General features: G+C 72.9%; 18 protein-coding genes and 1 tRNA gene. 8 read left to right on the forward strand and 11 right to left on the reverse strand.

The annotated features are described in order from the left end of the window. Positions 1 to 403: 403 nt before the first annotated feature. Positions 404 to 2,605: a cytochrome c oxidase assembly protein gene (locus ABEA81_RS00005; RefSeq protein ID WP_345602314.1), complete on the reverse strand. Its 2,202-nt coding sequence runs from the start codon at positions 2,603 to 2,605 to the stop codon at positions 404 to 406. Positions 2,606 to 2,666: 61 nt separating this feature from the next. Between ABEA81_RS00005 and ABEA81_RS00010 the strand changes: the two genes are divergently transcribed. Continuing rightward, complete coding sequence (locus tag ABEA81_RS00010; protein WP_345602315.1) at positions 2,667 to 3,359, forward strand: class I SAM-dependent methyltransferase; 693 nt, start codon at positions 2,667 to 2,669, stop codon at positions 3,357 to 3,359. 16 nt (positions 3,360 to 3,375) lie between these two features. On the opposite strand, the gene ABEA81_RS00015 is transcribed toward ABEA81_RS00010, so the two are convergent. Then, positions 3,376 to 4,173: a PP2C family protein-serine/threonine phosphatase gene (locus tag ABEA81_RS00015; RefSeq protein ID WP_345602316.1), complete on the reverse strand. Its 798-nt coding sequence runs from the start codon at positions 4,171 to 4,173 to the stop codon at positions 3,376 to 3,378. 66 nt (positions 4,174 to 4,239) lie between these two features. Here ABEA81_RS00015 and ABEA81_RS00020 point away from each other — a divergent pair, with 66 nt between their 5' ends. Beyond that, positions 4,240 to 6,069: an N-6 DNA methylase gene (locus ABEA81_RS00020; protein WP_345602318.1), complete on the forward strand. Its 1,830-nt coding sequence runs from the start codon at positions 4,240 to 4,242 to the stop codon at positions 6,067 to 6,069. 160 nt (positions 6,070 to 6,229) lie between these two features. Here the strand turns inward: ABEA81_RS00020 and ABEA81_RS00025 are convergent, their stop codons facing one another. From ABEA81_RS00025 to ABEA81_RS00045, 5 genes are all read right to left on the reverse strand, one after another. Then, complete coding sequence (locus tag ABEA81_RS00025) at positions 6,230 to 7,045, reverse strand: ABC transporter ATP-binding protein (protein ID WP_425570401.1); 816 nt, start codon at positions 7,043 to 7,045, stop codon at positions 6,230 to 6,232. A gap of 3 nt (positions 7,046 to 7,048) precedes the next feature. Further along, entirely contained in the window at positions 7,049 to 7,810 is a 762-nt protein-coding gene (locus ABEA81_RS00030) for an ABC transporter permease (RefSeq protein ID WP_345602319.1), read from the reverse strand. A gap of 3 nt (positions 7,811 to 7,813) precedes the next feature. After that, positions 7,814 to 8,608 carry an ABC transporter permease gene (locus ABEA81_RS00035; RefSeq protein ID WP_345602760.1) on the reverse strand — a complete coding sequence of 265 codons (795 nt, stop codon included), beginning with the start codon at positions 8,606 to 8,608 and terminating at the stop codon, positions 7,814 to 7,816. 2 nt (positions 8,609 to 8,610) lie between these two features. Beyond that, positions 8,611 to 9,573, reverse strand: coding sequence for an ABC transporter substrate-binding protein (locus ABEA81_RS00040; protein ID WP_345602320.1), 963 nt, complete (start codon positions 9,571 to 9,573; stop codon positions 8,611 to 8,613). A gap of 135 nt (positions 9,574 to 9,708) precedes the next feature. After that, positions 9,709 to 10,482 (reverse strand): IclR family transcriptional regulator, encoded by a 774-nt coding sequence (locus ABEA81_RS00045; RefSeq protein WP_345602321.1) that lies wholly within the window; start codon positions 10,480 to 10,482, stop codon positions 9,709 to 9,711. 102 nt (positions 10,483 to 10,584) lie between these two features. Between ABEA81_RS00045 and ABEA81_RS00050 the strand changes: the two genes are divergently transcribed. After that, the gene (locus ABEA81_RS00050) at positions 10,585 to 11,460 is read left to right on the forward strand and encodes a serine/threonine-protein kinase (protein WP_345602322.1); all 876 of its coding nucleotides are present in this window, start codon (positions 10,585 to 10,587) and stop codon (positions 11,458 to 11,460) included. 84 nt (positions 11,461 to 11,544) lie between these two features. Here ABEA81_RS00050 and ABEA81_RS00055 read toward each other — a convergent pair whose 3' ends face one another. From ABEA81_RS00055 to ABEA81_RS00065, 3 genes are read right to left on the reverse strand one after another with little or no spacing between them, the layout of a single operon-like run. Further along, positions 11,545 to 11,925, reverse strand: coding sequence for a RidA family protein (locus tag ABEA81_RS00055; protein WP_345602323.1), 381 nt, complete (start codon positions 11,923 to 11,925; stop codon positions 11,545 to 11,547). Positions 11,926 to 11,947: 22 nt separating this feature from the next. Continuing rightward, a complete protein-coding gene (locus tag ABEA81_RS00060) occupies positions 11,948 to 13,195 on the reverse strand; it encodes an alanine racemase (RefSeq protein WP_345602324.1) in 1,248 nt (415 codons plus the stop codon). Beyond that, complete coding sequence (locus tag ABEA81_RS00065) at positions 13,192 to 14,493, reverse strand: MFS transporter (protein WP_345602326.1); 1,302 nt, start codon at positions 14,491 to 14,493, stop codon at positions 13,192 to 13,194. Before ABEA81_RS00065 ends, ABEA81_RS00060 begins: the two co-directional genes overlap by 4 nt. 58 nt (positions 14,494 to 14,551) lie before the next feature. Here ABEA81_RS00065 and ABEA81_RS00070 point away from each other — a divergent pair, with 58 nt between their 5' ends. From ABEA81_RS00070 to ABEA81_RS00080, 3 genes are read left to right on the forward strand one after another with little or no spacing between them, the layout of a single operon-like run. Further along, positions 14,552 to 15,205, forward strand: coding sequence for a helix-turn-helix transcriptional regulator (locus ABEA81_RS00070; protein ID WP_345602327.1), 654 nt, complete (start codon positions 14,552 to 14,554; stop codon positions 15,203 to 15,205). A 27-nt stretch (positions 15,206 to 15,232) separates the two neighbouring features. After that, on the forward strand, positions 15,233 to 15,463 hold the full coding sequence (locus ABEA81_RS00075; RefSeq protein WP_345602328.1) for a type II toxin-antitoxin system CcdA family antitoxin: 231 nt from the start codon (positions 15,233 to 15,235) through the stop codon (positions 15,461 to 15,463). Beyond that, complete coding sequence (locus tag ABEA81_RS00080) at positions 15,456 to 15,878, forward strand: type II toxin-antitoxin system VapC family toxin (RefSeq protein WP_345602329.1); 423 nt, start codon at positions 15,456 to 15,458, stop codon at positions 15,876 to 15,878. The genes ABEA81_RS00075 and ABEA81_RS00080 overlap by 8 nt, the downstream gene beginning before the upstream one ends. On the opposite strand, the gene ABEA81_RS00085 is transcribed toward ABEA81_RS00080, so the two are convergent. Continuing rightward, positions 15,869 to 17,254, reverse strand: coding sequence for an NAD-dependent malic enzyme (locus ABEA81_RS00085; RefSeq protein ID WP_345602331.1), 1,386 nt, complete (start codon positions 17,252 to 17,254; stop codon positions 15,869 to 15,871). The genes ABEA81_RS00080 and ABEA81_RS00085 overlap by 10 nt on opposite strands. A 108-nt stretch (positions 17,255 to 17,362) precedes the next feature. Here ABEA81_RS00085 and ABEA81_RS00090 point away from each other — a divergent pair. Together ABEA81_RS00090 and ABEA81_RS00095 are read left to right on the forward strand one after the other, a co-directional pair. Further along, a tRNA-Arg gene (locus ABEA81_RS00090) sits at positions 17,363 to 17,436 on the forward strand. A 157-nt stretch (positions 17,437 to 17,593) separates the two neighbouring features. Continuing rightward, positions 17,594 to 17,968 (forward strand): hypothetical protein, encoded by a 375-nt coding sequence (locus tag ABEA81_RS00095; protein ID WP_345602332.1) that lies wholly within the window; start codon positions 17,594 to 17,596, stop codon positions 17,966 to 17,968. Positions 17,969 to 18,042: the final 74 nt, after the last annotated feature.

The following is an 18,042-nucleotide window of genomic DNA, read 5'->3' on the forward strand; positions in this document are numbered from 1 at the left end:
ACAAAAACTGGCCCTACAATTGCGCCGAGGACGGGGCCTCGACGACTTAATGTTCAAACTGGCACAAAACCAGTCCATGAACAAGCTCGACACACTGTTGAGTTCTCAAGAGACACCCGCACACCATCGTCCGCCGTTAGGCGTCCTTCTGGGGCTGTTCCCCCACTGTACACCTCCCGATCCGAGTGGATCCGGGGGGCCCCTGTGAGGGGGGCGGTCAGCGGGCCCTGTTGACCGAGGCTCTCAGGCCTTCGTTCTGTCCGGTGTCTCGCTGACGAAGAGAAAGTTACGCGACGGCTTCCGGGCCAGTCAAATCGCCCCCCTCGTGACGCGCTGACCAGCGAGAACCGGCCTCCAGACGTCACTCACCGTGCCTGTCGGACACACCGGGCGCGACGAACGGTCAGTCGTCGCGGGGCCCGCCGGCGGCCTCGCCGCCGCCGTCAGCATCCCTCCGACCTGCGGAGACGGCCTCGGAACCCGCCGCGGCACGGGTTCGGCCGGCCTCGTCGGCGGTCCCGGTGACCTCTTTCGTGTGAGCTGGCTCATTCGCGATCTCGTCGCTGTCCGCGACGAGCGGCGGCCTCCCCGTCGCCAGGCGGCGGAGCATCGCGTTGTACGCGTCGAGCTCCGCGTCGCCGTGGACGTCCGCCTGTCGATCAGCGCGCCGCGCCGACCGTTCGTCCTGGCGCGACCACTGGATGAGCAATGCGATCACCACGATGAGCAGCGGAATCTCGCCCGCAGCCCAGGCGAGCCCGCCGCCGAGCCGCTGGTCGACCAGCACGTCGGGCACCCAGGGCAGGGCGAGACCGCGGTAGTAGTCCCCGCCCAGCGCGGTCTTGCCGCTCATCACCGCCACCCCGAAGAAGGCGTGGAACGGCACCGAGGCGAACACGAGCCCCATGCGGGCGGCCGGCGGGAGCCGCCTCGGCGCGGGGTCGATGCCGACGATCGGCCAGAAGAACAGCAGCCCCACCAGCAGGAAGTGCACGTTCATGACCTTGTGGGCCCAGTGCTCGGGCAGCGCGGCCGGGAAGAGGCTCGAGAAGTACAGGGCGTAGTAGCTGCCGACGAAGAGCGCGAGCGTCACCAGCGGATGCGTGAGGACGCGCGCGACGGGCGAGTGCACGGCCGCCAGCAGCCACTCGCGCGGCCCGGGCGCCCCGGCACGCCCCGCGGGCGGCAGCGCCCGCAGCGCGAGCGTCACCGGCGCCCCGAGCACCAGCAGGATCGGCACCAGCATGTTGAGGATCATGTGCTGGCCCATGTGGACGCTGAACATCGCAGGCCCGTACCGCCCGATGCCCGAGCTGGTGGCGATGAGCAGGGCGACACACCCGCTGAGCCACGCCACCGTGCGTCCGGTGACCCACCGGTCGCCGCGGCGGTGCAGCCTGCGCACGCCCAGCAGGTAGACGGCGGCGAGGACGATCGCGGCGGTCCCGAAGATCAGGTCGAAGCGCCAGTCGAACGCGAGCCGGGCGAGCGTCGGCGGCCCGGAGAGGTCGTACCCGATCACGACCTCCGTGCGGGAGGGCGCAGCGGCGCCGGTGTCCGGTGGCGCCGTGCGGCCCAGTGCCACGGCGACCCCGATCGTCGCGAGCATCAGGAGCACCTCGACCCCGCCGAGGCGCATCAACGCCGTGGGCTCACCGCGCGCGGCGGCGGCGACCGACGATCGCCGGTGCAACGCCCCCATCGCGCCGAGCCCGAGCAGCGCCCCGGCCTTGACCAGCACCAGGGTGCCGTACGTCGACCCGACGAGCGCACCGAGCGGGATCCGGACGAGCGCGTTGACCACCCCGGTGGCCGCGACCACGAGCCAGCAGGCGAAGGCGACCCGCGAGTAACGCGGCACCGCGGTGGCGAGCGCCTCGAGGCGGTCGGGCCCGCGTGCCGCGGCGAGCACCAGCACGGCGACGAGCCCGCCCACCCACACCGACGCCCCGAGCACGTGCAGCACCAGGCTGTCGGAGGCCAGGTCGTGGGCGCCGCCGGTGGACGAGTGCCCGGTGAACATCACCGGGAGCGGCCCGAGCAGTGCGATGCCGAAGAGGACGGCGGTCCAGCCCCACGTCAGCACCGTGCGGCAGCCGACGAGGACCAGCACGGCCACGAGCGCCGTGACGGCCCACGTGGTGGCCGGCTCCAGGCGGGGCAGGAGATCCAGGACGGTTGCCGGGTCGAGCAGCTGCTCCACCGGGCGGCCGAGCGCGTCGGCCATGCTCAGCGGCACCATCAGCACCGCGGCAGCGGTCCAGCCTGCCGCCGTCCAGGAGGCCGCGCGCAACGCGCGGTACCCGGCGACGTCGAGGTAGCCCGAGCGCTGCGGGGGCACGAGGAACGCCGCGAGCAGCACGGCCCCGATCGTCAGGACCATGCAGACCTCGGCGACGGCCCGCATCGCCGGCAGCCCGACCACGGTGAGCGTGCCCGGGTCCGGCAGGCCGAGCGCCACCGCCGGCCGGGCCCCCGAGAGCGCGGTGAGGCCGGCCGCGACGAGCACGGCGATCATCCCGCCGACACCGACGAGGCCTGCCACCTCGGCGGCCGGCCGGGTGGACGGCTGTGGTGTGGCGGGCCTGACGGACGCGTGGGCCATGCGACCAGGCTATGCCGTGGCGCGCGCGGGAGGCGCCGGCGCCACTGCGAGACTGCGCGCCGTGGAGACGCGCCCGGACGATGCGACGGGGCGGCTGCTGCGCGCCGCGACCGACCGGAACGGCACCGGGCCGCTCGCGTGGACGGCGAGCCCGCTGGCGAGCGCCACCCGGGTGCTGGACGTCTGCTGCGGCTCCGGTGCGCTGGCCGGGGAGCTCGGGGGCCGCTGGGTCGGGGTCGACCCGGCGCCGGGGCCGGCCGCGGGACGGGTCGTCGCCGGAACGCCGACCGCGCTGCCGCTGCGCGACAACGCGGTGGACGGCGCGGTCCTGCTGCTCGCCCTCCCCCGCGGCCCCGACCTCGACGCCGTCTTCGCCGAGCTGCGGCGCGTGCTGCGCCCCGCGGGCACGCTCGTGGTCGTCGTGCCGTCGGCGAGCCCGCGCTCGCTCGCGGAGCTGCGGACTGCGGCCGTGCACCGCAGCGGCTGGGTGCACCGCTCCGCCCTCGACCGGGCGGGGTGGTTGCTCGCGGCGGCCGACTTCGCGGTGCTGGGCGACGACCGCGGCACCTTCACCCTCCCCGTGCCCGATGCCGCTGCCGCGCACGCGCTGGTGGCCGACCTGCCGTCGGCGGGGTGGTGGCCGCCGGAGGTTCCCGCGGACGTCCGGGAGCGGCTGGCGGCGGGGCTCGCCCGGCGGGCCGGTCCCCGGCAGGTGCTCCCGGTTCCGCTGCGGAGGCTGGTGGCGCGCCGCTGACCTCGTGTCCCGGACCCTAGGAGGGTGTGGTGTTGGCGGCTGAGCCGACGACGACCGGGGTGTCGTCCTCGGCGGCGGCGCCTTCCACGAGGTCGGCGACGATGCAGGTGATGTTGTCCGGGCCGCCGCCCGCGTTGGCACGGGCGATGAGCTCCGCGACGGCCGCCGCGGGCTCGGCCACGGTGGCGAGGATCTCGCCCAGCTGGGCGTCGTCGAGCACCGCGGTGACGCCGTCGGAGCAGATGAGGTACCGGTCGCCGGACACGCCGTCGACGTGGAACAGGTCCGGTTCCGGGGTGTTGCCCTCCTGGAGCGTCTTGACCAGCCAGGACCGGCGCGGGTGCGAGGCCGCCTCCGCCTCCGAGATGCGCCCCTCGTCGACGAGGGACTGCACGAGCGTGTGGTCCCTCGTGAGCCGGTGCAGCTGGCCGTCCCGCAGGAGGTAGGCGCGCGAGTCACCGAGGTGGAGGACACCGATCCGGGCGCCGTCGGCCAGGAACGCGACCACGGTGGAGCCCGTGCCGCGCAGGTCCGGGTTCTGCTGGGCCAGCTCGGTGAGCCGCGTGGCCGCGTCCTCGACCGTCTCGCGCAGGGCGGCGAGCAGGTCCAGCTCGGCGAGCTCGACACCGCGCAGCCGCGCGTCCAGGTCCAGCATGGCCGAGATCGCCACCGCGCTCGCGACCTCCCCGTGGGCGTGCCCACCCATCCCGTCCGCCACGGCCAGTATCCGCGGGCTCGTGACGGCCGAGTCCTGGTTGTTCTCCCTGCGACGACCCACGTCGGAGCCGACCGCGGAGCGCAGCGTCGGTGGCATGGGCCCACCCTCTCACGCTGTGAACCGGCTTCACAACACCGGGTGCCGTGAACTACCTTCATCGACATGGCAGCGGACCCGACCGTCAGCACGGGCGACATCGCTCGCCTCGGGCGCGTCGGCCGGGCCGCCGTCAGCAACTGGCGCCGTCGCCACGACGACTTCCCCGCCCCGGTGTCCGGCACCGCATCCAACCCCCGGTTCGCGCTCTCCGAGGTCGAGGAGTGGCTGCGGCGCAACGGCAAGCGCTACCGGCTCTCGGCCGCCGACCGGGCGTGGCAGCGGTTGCTCTCCGACGGCGCCGACTTCCTGCTGCCGGAGCGGCTCGCCGCGGCGGGCGCGTACCTGCTCGACCGCCACCGCCCGGAGCTGGCCCGCCTCCTGCCCGGCGCCGCGCCGCCGACCCTCGACGATCCCGAGCTGGCCGCCCTGCTCGACGAGGTCGTTGCCCGCCACGGACCGGCAGCGGCCTACGAGAACCTCTGCGGCCGGTACCGGCGGCCTGCGGGCGAGCCGCCGGACGGGCTCGCCACGGCCATGGCGCGCATCGCGCTGCCCGACGGCGGGCGCGTCCTCGACCCGGCATGCGGCACCGGCGCGCTGCTGCTGGTCACCGGGATCGACGGGGCGCGCGGGCAGGAGGCCGACCCGGCGACGGCCCGGATCGCCGCCACGCGGCTGCTGCTCGCGGGCTCGCGCACCGCGCCGGTCGCGGTCGCCGACGCGCTGCGCCACGACGCCTTCCCCGGCGAGGAGTTCGACGCGGTCGTCTCCGCCCCTGCCGTCGTCGACCGCACCTGGCCGCACGACGCGCTCGCGGGCGACGCGCGGTTCGCCCACGGCCTGCCGCCGCGCACCGAGCCCGAGCTGGCCTGGGTGCAGCACGGCCTGGCACATGTGCGGCCGGGAGGACGGGTCGTGCTGAGGCTCCCCGCCGCGGTCGCGTCCCGCAGGCCGGGCCGCCGCATCCGGGCCAACCTCCTGCGCGCGGGCGCGCTGCGCGCTGTGCTCGCCATCGAGGACGAGACGCGGTCCACGGACGTCTGGGTGCTGCGCAGGCCGGCGGCGGGCGACCAGGTTCCGTCGCGCGTCCTCATCGCCCGCAGCCACGCGGACGCGGTGGCGGAGCTGTGGGAGGCGTTCGCGTCCGGGCGGGCCGTCGGCGAGGGGGCGCGGGCCGTTCCGGTCGTCGAGCTGCTCGACGACGACGTCGACCTCGGCCCGGAGCGCCACCTGCAGCGCCGCGCATCCGCCGAGGCCTGCCGCCGGGTGGCCGAGCTGCTCGCCACCGGGCCCGCGGGCCTGCCCGCGCTGCGGCCTGCCGACGCCGTGCGCGGCCGGCCGGCCGCCACCATCGCCGAGCTGGCCCGCCGCGGTGTGCTGACCGTGCGCCACGCGCCGCGCGACACCGCCCCACCGGAGCCGGGCGACGGGGGTGTCGCGGTGCTCACCGTGTCGGACCTGGCCACCGGCACCATCCCGACCGGCCGCGCCGCCGCCGCGTCCAGCCGGATCCGGGTGCGGGCGGGCGACGTCGTCGGGGCGCCGATGGGGCGCGCCCGCGTCGCCGACCGGCCCGCGGTGCTCGGCCCGGCGCTCGCCGTCTACCGGATGGACCCCGACCAGCTCGATCCCGAGTACCTCGCCGGCATCCTGCGCTCGACACCCTCCCCGGGCGGCGCGTCGAGCCGCTACGGCCACCGCGTGCGCGTCCCGCTGCTGCCGATCGGCGAGCAGCGGGCGCTGGGCCTGGCGTTCCGCGGCCTGCTCGACGCCGCCGACGAGGCACGGGCCGCCGCCGAACGGGCCGAGACCCTGCTCCGGCTGGGCGGCGAGGGGCTCGTGGAGGGCTGGCTGCGTCCCGGCCAGGAGGGTCCGGAACAACTCCGGCCGTAGCGAGCGGCGTCCAGGTGGTGTCATCGCAAGGCGGACGTTCGCGCCGATACCGCTGTTGTACCGGTGCGGACGTCCAACGCGGCGAGGGCGCCGCCCGGGCGTCGCGCAGTAGGCCCGAGTCTGTTCAGGGCACTCCTGGCAGCGGCCGGGTGCGCACTCCTCACGCGGTGGTGACGAGCTCCATCAGGTGCCGGCGGAGTCGGCCGAAGGCGTCGCTCGAGCGCGTGCCGAGCTGGGTGCGCGGGTGCTCGAGCGGCACGTCGACGATCTCCTTCACCCGGCTCGGGGCGCGGCCGAGTACGACCACCCGGTCGGCGAGGTAGACCGCCTCGTCGATGTCGTGGGTGACGAGCACGACCGTGATCCCGAGCTCGCGGCGCACCCGCAGGATCAGGTCCTCCAGGTCGAACCGGGTCTGGGCGTCGACCGAGGCGAAGGGCTCGTCCATGAGCAGCATGTCCGGCTTCTGGGCGAGTGCGCGTGCGATCGCCACCCGTTGCTGCATGCCCCCGGAGAGCTGCCACGGGTAGCTGCGGCCCACGTCGCCCAGGCCCACGGCCTGGAGCACCTCCCGGATCCGGGCCTCCCGCTGCCGCTTCTCGACGCCTGCGACCTTGAGCGGCACGGCGACGTTGCGGTTCACCGAGAGCCACGGGAACAGCGAGCGGCTGTAGTCCTGGAAGACGACGCTGAGCCGGTCCGGGACCGCCTGGAGCGGTGTTCCCTCGAACCGGACCTCGCCGGAGGTCGGGCTCAGCAGCCCGCTGAGGCAGCGCAGGAGGGTGGTCTTGCCGCACCCGCTCGGCCCCACGACGCAGACGAACTCGCCCACGGCGACGTCGAAGGAGACGTCGGCGATTGCGACCCGCTCGGTGCGCTGCCCGGCGTTGTAGGTCTTCGCGAGTGCGCGGACCGACAGCATCGCCTCGTCGGCCGGACGCGGCGGCCCGCCGCGGATCACCTCGGATTGCGACACGGGCTAACCCTTCTGCTCGACGGCGCGGGCGCCGAGGTACCACGCCAGCACGACGCGCTCGACGGCGATGAAGAGGAACGTCAGCGCGCTGCCGACGACGGCCAGGACGATGATGCCGGTCCACATCTCGGTGATGGCGAAGCGCTGCTGCGCCTCGAGGATGAAGAAGCCGATGCCGGACCGGGACGCGACGAGCTCGCTGACCACCATCATGATCACGGAGATCTGCAGGCTGTTGCGCAGGCCCGCCATGATCTGCGGCATCGCTCCCGGCAGGACCACCGTCCGGACGGTGCGCACCGCGGACATGTGCATGACCTTCGCGGTGTCGAGCATGACCGGGTCGATGCCGCGCATCCCGTCCAGGGTGTTGAGCAGCGTTGGCCAGATCGCGGCGAGGACGATCACGGCGATCTTCATCGGGGAGCCGATGCCCATCACCGCGATGATCGCCGGCAGCATCGCCGCCGTCGGGATCACGTAGACGAAGTACAGGACCGGGGAGACGGCGTGCCCGACGCGGTGGAACTTCCACAGCAGCGCACCGATCCCGATGCCCAGCAACCCGGCGGCCGGGTAGCCGATCGCGAAGTTCCCCAGGCTCGACCACAGCTCGCGCCGGGCGTCCCCGACGATCCAGAGCTCGTAGAGCTGCGTCACGATCTTCTGCAGCGGCGGGAAGAACGTCGACCGGCTGCCGGCGGACAGCACCCACCACAGCACCAGGACCAGGGCGAAGAACCACAGCCGCCAGATCCTGGTCACGTCTCACACCCCCTTCGCCGCGTCGTTGCGCTGGCTCTCGTGCCAGTGCAGCAACCGGTGTTCGAGCTGGGTGAACGCGCTCGTCACGGCCACCCCGGCGGCGCCGGTGACGAGGATGAACGCGTAGGTCGCCGGCAGCCGGTCCGGGCCTGCGTTGACGGAGGTCAGGATGGAGAGTCCGAGGCCGTCGGCTCCACCGATCAGCTCCGCGATGATCGTCAGGATGAGCCCGACGGCGGCGGCGACCCGCACTCCGGTCGCGATGAACGGGGCGGCGCTGGGCAGCGTCACGACGACGAACTTGCGCAGGCCGCGCAGCCGGAGCACCACCGCGGTGTCGCGCACGACGGGGTCGACGGCACGGGCCCCGTAGATGGTCTGGATCGTCAGTGGCCAGAACACCCCGAACGCCACCAGGAAGACCTTCATCTCCAGCGTGGCGCCCCACACGACGATCGCCAGCGGCAGGATCGCGATCACGGGAACCGTCTTGAGGAACTCGATCACGGGGATGACGCTGAGGTAGGCGAACCTGTTGAGGCCGAGCAGCGTGCCCACGGCGATCGCCAGCGAGCCACCGATGAGCAGGCCGAGTGCCCAGCCGCCCATGGTGTCCCCGACCGCGGTCCACAGGTCGGCGGACTGCAGCTGGCGCCCCAGTTCGGCCACGGTGGCCGTCATGCTGGGGAACGAGGTGGGATCGAGCGCCCCCGACACGCTGACGTACTCCCAGGCCGCGAGCACCGCGAGGACGACCGCGACCCTGGCCGTGACCTTGAACCAGGTGGTGTCGCGCATGGTCACGGGGAACCTGCGCCGGCCTGCCAGACCAGGTCGGCGGGGTCGACGGTGCTGTTGATCGCGCCCTGCTCGGCCATCAGGTCCTGGATCGCGGCGATGGAGTCGAGGTTGACCTCCGGCACGTAGTTGGTCGGGATGATCTGCGCCTGCGCCTGCTCGGGGGTGAGGTCGAGCTGCTCGACGAGCGTGGCGAGGGCCTCGTCCTCGTGATCCTTGGCGTACCCGATCGCCTCCGCCATGGCGTCGTGGAAGCCCTGCGCCACCGCGGCGTTCCCCTCCAGGTACTGGGCGGTGGCCGCGTAGCAGTAGACGGTGCCGTTCGGGAACAGGTCCGAGCTCGGGTGGGCGAGCACGACGGCGCCGGCGTCGAGGGCCGTCTCGAGGTACGGCGACGTGATCACCGCGGCGTCCACCCGCCCGTCGGCGAGGGCCTGCGGCATCTGCGGGAACGGCATGGCGATGTACTCGGTGCCGGTTGCTCCGGCGTCGTCGATGAGCTTCTTCGCGCCGATCAGGTTGATGCTGGCCAGCTGGACGACCGCGACCGACTTGCCGGACAGGTCGTCGAGGGAGTCGATGCCGCTGCCGGCGGCCGCGACCAGGGCGCTGGCATCGCGCTCGGGGCTGATCTGGCCGTCGACCGGTGCCACGCACTTGACCGGCGTCCCTTCCCGGTTCGCGTTGATGAGCACCGGTGTGGTGACGAACCCGAAGTCGGCCTGCTCGGCGAGCAGCGAGGCGACGACGGGGACGGGCGAGGCGGAGCGCTGCAGCTCGACCTCTATCCCGCGCTTGGCGAACATGCCCTTCTCCATCCCGAGGAAGAGCACGGCGTTCGGGGTGAAGGGAACGATGTTGACGGTGATCTCGGTCGATCCCGGGGTGGAACCACCGCCACCACCACACGCGGCTGCGACGACCATGACGGCCGCCAGCGCCACCGCTTTCACACCGTTGTGCATGCGGGCCTCCGGGAAGCGTCGTTGCTGGGCACGCATTTCTGATCGCTTGCGAGGTGAAGGCCACACTATGGCGACGACCCACAGATGTCCACGCATGCGGACTTGTCCGAAAGATGATTCCGCAGGATCGAACAATCAGCTCGGTGAGCGCAGCCGCTCCAGCACCAGCTCGGCCCCGCGCTGCACGACCGGCGCGAACGCTCGTATCCCGTCCGGGGTCCCGATTCGGCTGCTCGGTGCGGCGACCCCCAGCCCGGCCAGCGGCTGACCGATGGTGTCGCGCAGCGCCACGGCCACCGCGCAGACGCCGTCGGCGCTCTCCTCCCAGTTGAGCGCGAAACCGCTGGCGCGGATCTCGGCGAGCTCGGCGCGCAGCCGTGCCGGATCGGTGGTTGCGGCGGAGGTGGTGGCGGGTGGCAGCTCGTCGCCGGGGTAGCGCCGCTCGATCTCGGCGTCGGGCAGGCCCGCGAGGATCGCCTTGCCGACGGCGGAGGCGTGGGCGGGGCGCACCACCCCCGTGCGGTTCCCGACCCGCACCGAACGAGGGCTCTCCGCGCAGTCCACGAACCGGATCATCGGCCCTTCGAGGATGGCGAGGCTCGCCGTCTCCTGGGTCTCCTCGCGGAGCTGTTCGAGCACCGGGCGGGCGACGCGGACGATGTCGATGCGGCTCACCGCCGCCAGCCCGATCTCGTAGAGCGCGGGGCCGGGGCGGTACGCGCCGTTGGGCCGGTCCTGCATGACGAAGCCGCGCCGCCGCAACGCCGTGAGCAGCCGGTGAGCCGTCGACCGGGCCACCCCGAGCAGGTCGGCCGCCTCCGCGACCCGCAGCGCTTGGCGCTCACCGATCAGCTGCAGCAGCCACAGGGCGTTGTCCACCGACGTGGTCGTCGGAGCCTCGTTCGACATGGCGGAACTGAATACCACCACATCCCTCGCTGTGGGTCGTCCCGTGCCCCGGGCCAGCGCGTGGAAGGCTGACCGCGACCCGCGTGGGAGCAGGAGGGACCGTTGCTCATCGCCGACCGCTACGACATCGACGACCTCCCCGTGGGGCGGGGCGGGATGGGTGCGGTCCACCACGGCCTCGACAGGCACCTCGGGCGGCGGGTCGCCGTCAAGTTCCTGCACCTGCCCGGCGGCTCCGAGGAGCAGCGGGAGCGGTTCGTGCGCGAGGCGCGGATCCTCGCCCGGCTCGAGCACCCCGGCGCTCCCATCCTGTACGACCTCGGCACGCACGAGCACCGGATGTTCCAGGTCATGCAGTTCGTCGACGGCGTGACGGTGGCCGACGTCGTGGCCGAGCACGGGCCGCTGCCGCCGGGTTGGGTGGCCGCGATCGGGGCGCAGGCCGCGGCCGTACTGGCCGCCGCGCACGGCCTCGAGATCGTGCACCGCGACCTCACCCCGTCCAACCTCATGCTCCGCCCGGACGGCAGCGTCGTCGTGCTCGACTTCGGCCTGGCCGTTCTCGCGGGCGCGGTGCGGTTCACGCGGATGGGCCAGATCTTCGGCACCCCGTCCTACATGGCGCCCGAGCAGGTGCAGCACGGCGTGGTCGATGCGCGCAGCGACCTGTACGCGCTGGGCTGCGTGCTGCACGAGCTGCTCACCGGCGCGCAGCTCTTCGCCGGCCGGACGGCGTACGCGATCTTCGAGCGGCAGGTGCGCGAGGCGCCGGGGCCGCTGCCGGGCGCACCTGCGGCACTCGCGCGCGTGGTGCTCGACCTGCTCGCCAAGGACCCGGCCGACCGACCACCCGACGCCGCCGTGCTGCACGACCGGCTCGCCCCGCTCGCCGTCGACCTCCCACCGCTGCCTGGCTTCCTCGCCCCCGATCCGGGGCCGGGTCGGCGCTACGCCTGCGTGTGGGGCCGCACGGGATAGCGCGCACCCATCTCGGCCGACGCACCCCGTCTCGGCTGACGCCACCCGTCGACGGGGGCGGGGAGCGACAAGGGGTGCGTCGGTTCAGGAACCGGTGTAGAGGATCGCGTCCACCTCGATGTCGAAGCCGGAGAGGGCGATCGGGAGGGTTGTACGCACCGGGGCGTTCTCCGCGCCGAAGAACTCGGAGAAGAGCGCGTTCATCGCCGCGAAGTCGCCGAAGTCGCGCAGGTAGACGCCCACCCGCACGGCGTCGGCCAGCGACGCCCCGGCCGCCTCTGCCGTCTTCTGCAGGTTGGTGAACGCCTGGCGGGCCTGCTCCTCGAACGAGCCGCGGACCGGCGTGCCGTCGGGCCGCGTCGGGACGGCCCCCGCGAGGTAGACGTGATCGCCTGCGACGACGGCCTGGGAGTACGGGCCTCCGGGCGGTGCGGCATCGGGGGTGCTCACGGCGCGCTTGGCCATGGGTGTCGGTCCTTCCTCTCGTTCAGAAATAGGTGCGCACCGCGCCGACCACGGCGTCGGCGTCGTCGAGCAGCGGGATGAGCGGCCACTTGTCGAAGACGGTGCACGGGTGGGACAGGCCGAGGACGACGACGTCGCCCACGGCGAGCTCGCCCTCGTGCCGGACGAAGGCGTGCTGGTCGTTGAGCTTCCCGACCACTGAGCCGGGCAACGGCCCGGCGGGGCCGCGGAGCGGGATCGGCAGGTCGGCGTCGTACGCGGCGTCGCGCTTGCCGAACCCGCAGATCGCGAGGCCCGGCTCCGGGGTGGAGAGCACGTACGCCCACAGCTCCAGGGCCGGGCGCAACGCGCCGAGCGGGTTGTGCGCACCGGCCGCGAACGGCGAGACGCGCTCGTACATCCCGTGGTCGTGGGTGAGGTAGCCGCCCGAGCGCACGACCTTCCGCACCGGCCGGGACAGCGCCGGGAGCGCCTCCCACGCGGCGACCACCCGGTCCGGGTAGGCCGACCCACCGGCGGTGAGCACGAGCTCGGAGCGGTCGCCTGCGAGGCCGTCGAGGTCGGCGACCAGCGCGGCGAGGTCGGCGGCGAACCGGTCCACGCGGGCGACGGACTCCGCAGCGCGGTCCTGCGGGTAGACGCCCTCGAAGCACTCCACCCCGGCCAGGTCGAGACCGGGCGCGGCGGCGACGCGGCGGGCCACCGCGAGCGCCTCGTCGCGGGACCGGGCACCGGCCCGGCCGCCGGGCACCCCGAGCTCCACGAGCACGGACAGCGGCCGCGGCCGGTCGCCGAGCACGGCAGCCATCCGATCGACGCCGCCGACGCTGTCGGCGAGGACGTACCCGTCCAGGTCCGGGTCGGCGGCGGCGAGCCAGCTCAGCCCCGGCCCGTCGACCACCTCGTTGGCGATCAGCACGCGCGGCACGCCCCAGGAGTGCATGATCCGGGCCTGGGCGACGGTGGCGGCCGTGAGGCCCCACGCGCCCGCGGCGAGCTGGTCGGCGACGAGCTGCGGGCTCATGGTCGTCTTGCCGTGGGGCGCGTGGTCGACGCCCGCGTCGGCGCACCAGCGGGAGAAGAGCGCCGTGTTGTGCTCGAGCGCCGACCGCCGCAGGGTCACCGTCGGCAGCAGCAGGTCCGTCACGTGCCAGCCTGCCGCGCCGACCGTGCCGACCGTGCCCGTGTGGTCGGGCAGGTTGCGGAAGTGCGGGCCGAGCGGTTCGGCGGCACTGCGGGCGAGCCCGGGGAGGGTCGCGGGGAGGGTCATCGAACTCCTGTCCTGACCGGGGCCGTCTCCCGGCACAGCAACGTCGTCACGAACGTGATCAGACCGACGGCCATCCAGTAGAGCGAGACCGGCCAGGTCGCTCCACCGGCCCATGCGACCAGCCCGGTGGCGACGAACGGCGCCAGCCCGCCGGCGATCAACGCGGAGAACTGGTAGCCGATCGAGATGCCGGAGTAGCGGACCTTCGTGCCGAAGAGCTCCGAGAAGAACGCCGGCTGGGTGGCGAACAGCGCACCGTTGGCGACCGCGTAGCCGAGCACCCAGGCGATGAGGATCAGCGGCACGTTCTTCGTCTGCACGAGCGCGAAGAACGGGAACGCCAGCGCCACGTGCAGCCCGGCCCCGAGCAGGTAGACGGGCTTGCGGCCGACGCGGTCGGACAGGGCGCCGTACAGCGGGGTGATCACGAACTGGACGACGGCGGCGAGCATGTTCGCCAGCAGGCCGAGGCTCGCGGCGAGACCGAGGTTGTTCGTGGCGTACGACAGCGCGAACACCGACACCAGGTAGCCGCACACGTTCTCGGCCACCCGCATCCCGATCACCAGCAGGATCGAGCGCCACTCGGTGCGGACCGCCTCGACCACCGGGCGCTTCGCGACCTGCTCGGTGTCCCTGACCCGCTCGAACTCGGGCGACTCCGGGATGCGCAGCCGGATGAAGATCCCGACGAAGATCAGCAGGAACGAGATGAGGAACGGCACCCGCCAGCCCCAGGAGAGGAACTGCTCGTCCCCGAGCGCCTCCGACATCCCGTACATCAGTCCCGTGGCGAGGACCAGCGCGGCCGAGGAGGCCATCTGCGGCCACGCGCCGTAGAACCCGCGGCGCCGCGCGGGGGCGTGCTCGGTGAGCATCAGCACGGCGCCGCCCCACTCACCACCCGCGGCGACGCCCTGCAGGAGCCGCAGCACGACGAGCAGCGTCGGCGCCCACACCCCGATCGCCGCGTGCGTCGGGAGGCAGCCGATCAGGAACGTCGAGACGCCCATCAGGAAGAGCGTGGCGACGAGCGCCGACTTGCGGCCGATCCGGTCGCCGAGGTGCCCGAATATGATCCCGCCGATCGGCCGCGCCCCGAACCCGACCGCGAACGTCGCGAAGGCGGCGAGCGTGCCGACGAGCGGGTCGCCGCTCGGGAAGAACACCTGGCCGAACACGAGCGCGGCCGCCTGGCCGTACAGGAAGAAGTCGTACCACTCGATCATCGCGCCGATGAAGCTGGAGAAGCCGACGCGGCGCAGCGTCGCGCGGTCGGTCTCCACGGTCGCGGACATCCCCCGGAGTCTGCGAGGACGATTGACAACTAGTCAAGATCTTGAACAGACTTTCTTCGTGGATTCACCGGCCGAGCTGCTGCCCGCGCTGGAGCCGATCATGAAGGCGGTGGCCGCCGCCGTCGGCCCGCACTGCGAGGTCGTGCTGCACGACCTGTCTAAGCGCGACATGGAGCACACGATCGTCGCGATCGAGAACGGGCACGTCACCGGCCGCGAGGTCGGCGGCCCGTCCACCAACCGGGGTCTGGAACTGCTCCGGCGCGAGGCGGAGGACCACGACGAGTACGGCTACAGGGGCCGCACCGGCGACGGGCGCGAGCTGCGCTCGTCCTCGGTCTACCTCCACGACGCCGACGGCCGGGTGATCGCGGCCCTCTGCATCAACGTCGACCTCACGCCGCTGCAGGCGGCGCGCGCGGCGCTCGACACCGCGCTGCGCCCGGCCGCCGAGGACTCCCCCGCCCGCGACGAGGAGGTGTTCGCCTCCGACATCAGCGAGGTGCTCGACAAGCTCATCGACGGCGCGATCGCCCGGACCGGGAAGACCGTGGCGCTCATGGACCGCGACGACCGCATCGCCGTGCTGAGGTTCCTCGACGAGCGGGGGGCGTTCTTCGTCAAGCGCGCGGTCGACCGGGTGGCCCGGCGGCTGAACGTGTCGCGGGTGACGGCCTACAACTACCTGGAGCAGGTCCGCGCGGCACCCTGAGCCCTTCCATGTGTGTATATTGTGTGTATGGCTCGTCTGAACGTGTACGTGCCGGACGAGCTCGCCGAGCGAGCGCGAGCTGCGGACCTGAACCTCTCCGCGCTCACGCAGGCCGCCATCACCAACGAGCTGCAGCGCCGGGCAACCGACGCCTGGCTGGCGTCGTTGCCGTCACCGCGCCACCGCGTTTCGCACGGTGCAGCGCTGGCAGCTCTCGACGAGGCGCGAGCCGAGCTCACCGGCGAGTCGGATGACTGACCGCCCGGCCGAGGCCGTGGTCGTGGACGCCTCCGTCTTCGTCGATCTCCTTGCCGGAACCCCACATGCTGCGGCCGCGACGGCCAGGCTCGCCGGCACCTCGATGCACGCTCCGGCCCACGTGGACGCGGAAGTCCTGTCCGCACTCGGGAGGTTGCAGCGTGCCGGTGAGCTGACAGCGACGGAGGTGGAGGCCGGACTCGCGACCCTGGCAGCGGCTCCGATCACCCGGCATTCGGCTCACGAGCTCCTGGCCGGCGCGTGGTCCCGGCGGGCCGACCTGCGTCTGACCTACGCCTTGTACGTCGAGCTCGCCACCCTCCTGCGCGTCCCGCTCCTCACCACCGACCAACGCCTGGCCCGCGCGTCCGGGGCCGCGGAGGCGATCGCCCCGAAAGTCCCGGATCAGGCCTGACCGCTCGCCTTCCGCACGGCCTCGGCCACTGCCGGCGCCACCTGGGGGTCGAAGACCGACGGCACGATGAACTCGGCCGCGATCTGGTCGGCGTGGACGCAGTCGGCGATCGCCGTGGCCGCGGCGAGCATCGCCCCGTCGGTGACCTCGCGCGATCCGGAGTCGAGCAGCCCTCGGAAGAAGCCGGGGAACGCCAGGACGTTGTTGATCTGGTTCGGGAAGTCCGAGCGCCCGGTGGCGACGATCGCGGCGTGCTGCGCGGCCGCGAACGGGTCCACCTCGGGAACGGGGTTGGCGAGTGCGAACACGATCGCGTCGGGCGCCATCGTCGCGACGTGCTCCCCCGTCAGCAGGTGCGGGGCCGAGACGCCGATGAACACGTCGGCCCCGCGCAGCGCGTCGACGAGGCTCCCCCGGACGGCGCGCGGGTTCGTGTGCTCGACGATCCACCGGCGGAACTCGTCCGCACCGGCGTCCTCGGGCCGCAGCACGCCGCGGCGCCCGCACGCGACGATGTCCTCGAACCCCTGCGTGCGCAGCAGCCGGACGATCGCGTGCCCGGCCGCGCCCACCCCGCTCAGCACCACCCGGACCTTCCCGGGCGACTTCCCCACGATCCGCAGCGCGTTGGTGAGCGCCGCCAGCACCACGATGGCCGTGCCGTGCTGGTCGTCGTGGAACACGGGGATGTCGAGCAGGTCCCGCAGCCGCCGCTCGATCTCGAAGCACCGCGGCGCCGCGATGTCCTCCAGGTTGATCCCGCCGTAGACCGAGGACAGGTTCCGCACGATCTCCACGATCGTGTCGACGTCCTGGCTCTCGATGCACACCGGCCACGCGTCGACCCCCGCGAACTGCTTGAACAGCGCCGCCTTGCCCTCCATCACCGGCAGCGCCGCCGCCGGCCCGATGTTGCCCAGCCCGAGCACCGCCGACCCGTCGGTGACGACGGCGACGGTGTTGCGCTTGATCGTCAGCCGGCGGACGTCGTCGGGGTTCTCCGCGATGGCGCGGCACACCCGGGCGACCCCGGGCGTGTACGCGCGCGAGAGGTCGTCCCTGTGCTTGAGCGGCACCTTCGGCGTGACCTCGATCTTGCCGCCGAGGTGCAGCAGGAACGTCCGGTCGCTCACCTTGTGGATCGCCACCCCGGGCAGCACCGAGATCGCCTCGCAGATCCGGTCGGCGTGCGCGCCGTCGATCGCGTCGCAGCTCACGTCGACCACGAGCTCGGTGGCCGTGGAGCCGCTCACGTCCAGCGCGGTGAGCGACCCACCCGCCGCCGAGACCGCCGACGCGATGTCGGCGGCACCACCCGATCCCTTCTTCATGTGCGCGCGGACGGTGATCGAGTAGCCGGGGCTCGTCGCAGCCATGCGGCAACTCTTCCCCCGCACCCGCACCTCCGGCAACGATCGCCCCCGACCACACCCGCGGCCGGTAGCCGCTACGCTCGGGATGCGGTTTCCGGTGGAGCCGCCCACGCCCTCGTAGCTCAGCTGGATAGAGCAAGAGCCTTCTAATCTCTAGGTCGCAGGTTCGAGTCCTGCCGGGGGCACCCTGCTCGGCTGCGCGGCCCACACGCGTCACACACCAATCCTGGTGCTCACACACCAACTGCAGTTGGTGTGTGAGCACTAGCGTTGGTGTGTGAGCCGCTGGCCTCGTTCGCATCAGCCCGGTTGACCGCGCTCCCACCGGGTACGCGGTGCGCGATGGGCGGCGTACGCAACGGACGCATCGCCCGGAAGGGGATGCAGGCCGCGGTCGCGGTACTCGTGGCGGCCGCGTTGTCCGGCTGCGTCGGCGGCTCGCGCAGCGGGACGGACCAGCCCGGCGTGCCGGACGCCGGACGCAATGCCACGCAGCCCGCGCAGAAGGAGTCGATCAACAAGTCCTCGGAGGACGACGTCGCGGCCGCGTTGCGCCGCGGTGACGTCGACGATCCCCAGGGCTGGGCGCGGATCCTGGTCGGCGACCGCCCGTACCCGCCGGGTCAGCCGGGCCAGGACCGGATCCGGCAGGTGCTCGTGGATCACGGCGGGGATCCCGATGAGGTGGACAAAGCACTCGCCGTGGTGGAGCCCTGAGGCCGGCAGACCCAACGGTCCCCACCTTCTGACGCGCGTGTGACTGCGTCCTCCGGCGGCCTCCGAAAGCTGTG

Source organism: Pseudonocardia adelaidensis, assembly GCF_039543345.1.
GTDB classification, from domain to species: Bacteria; Actinomycetota; Actinomycetes; order Mycobacteriales; family Pseudonocardiaceae; genus Pseudonocardia; species Pseudonocardia adelaidensis.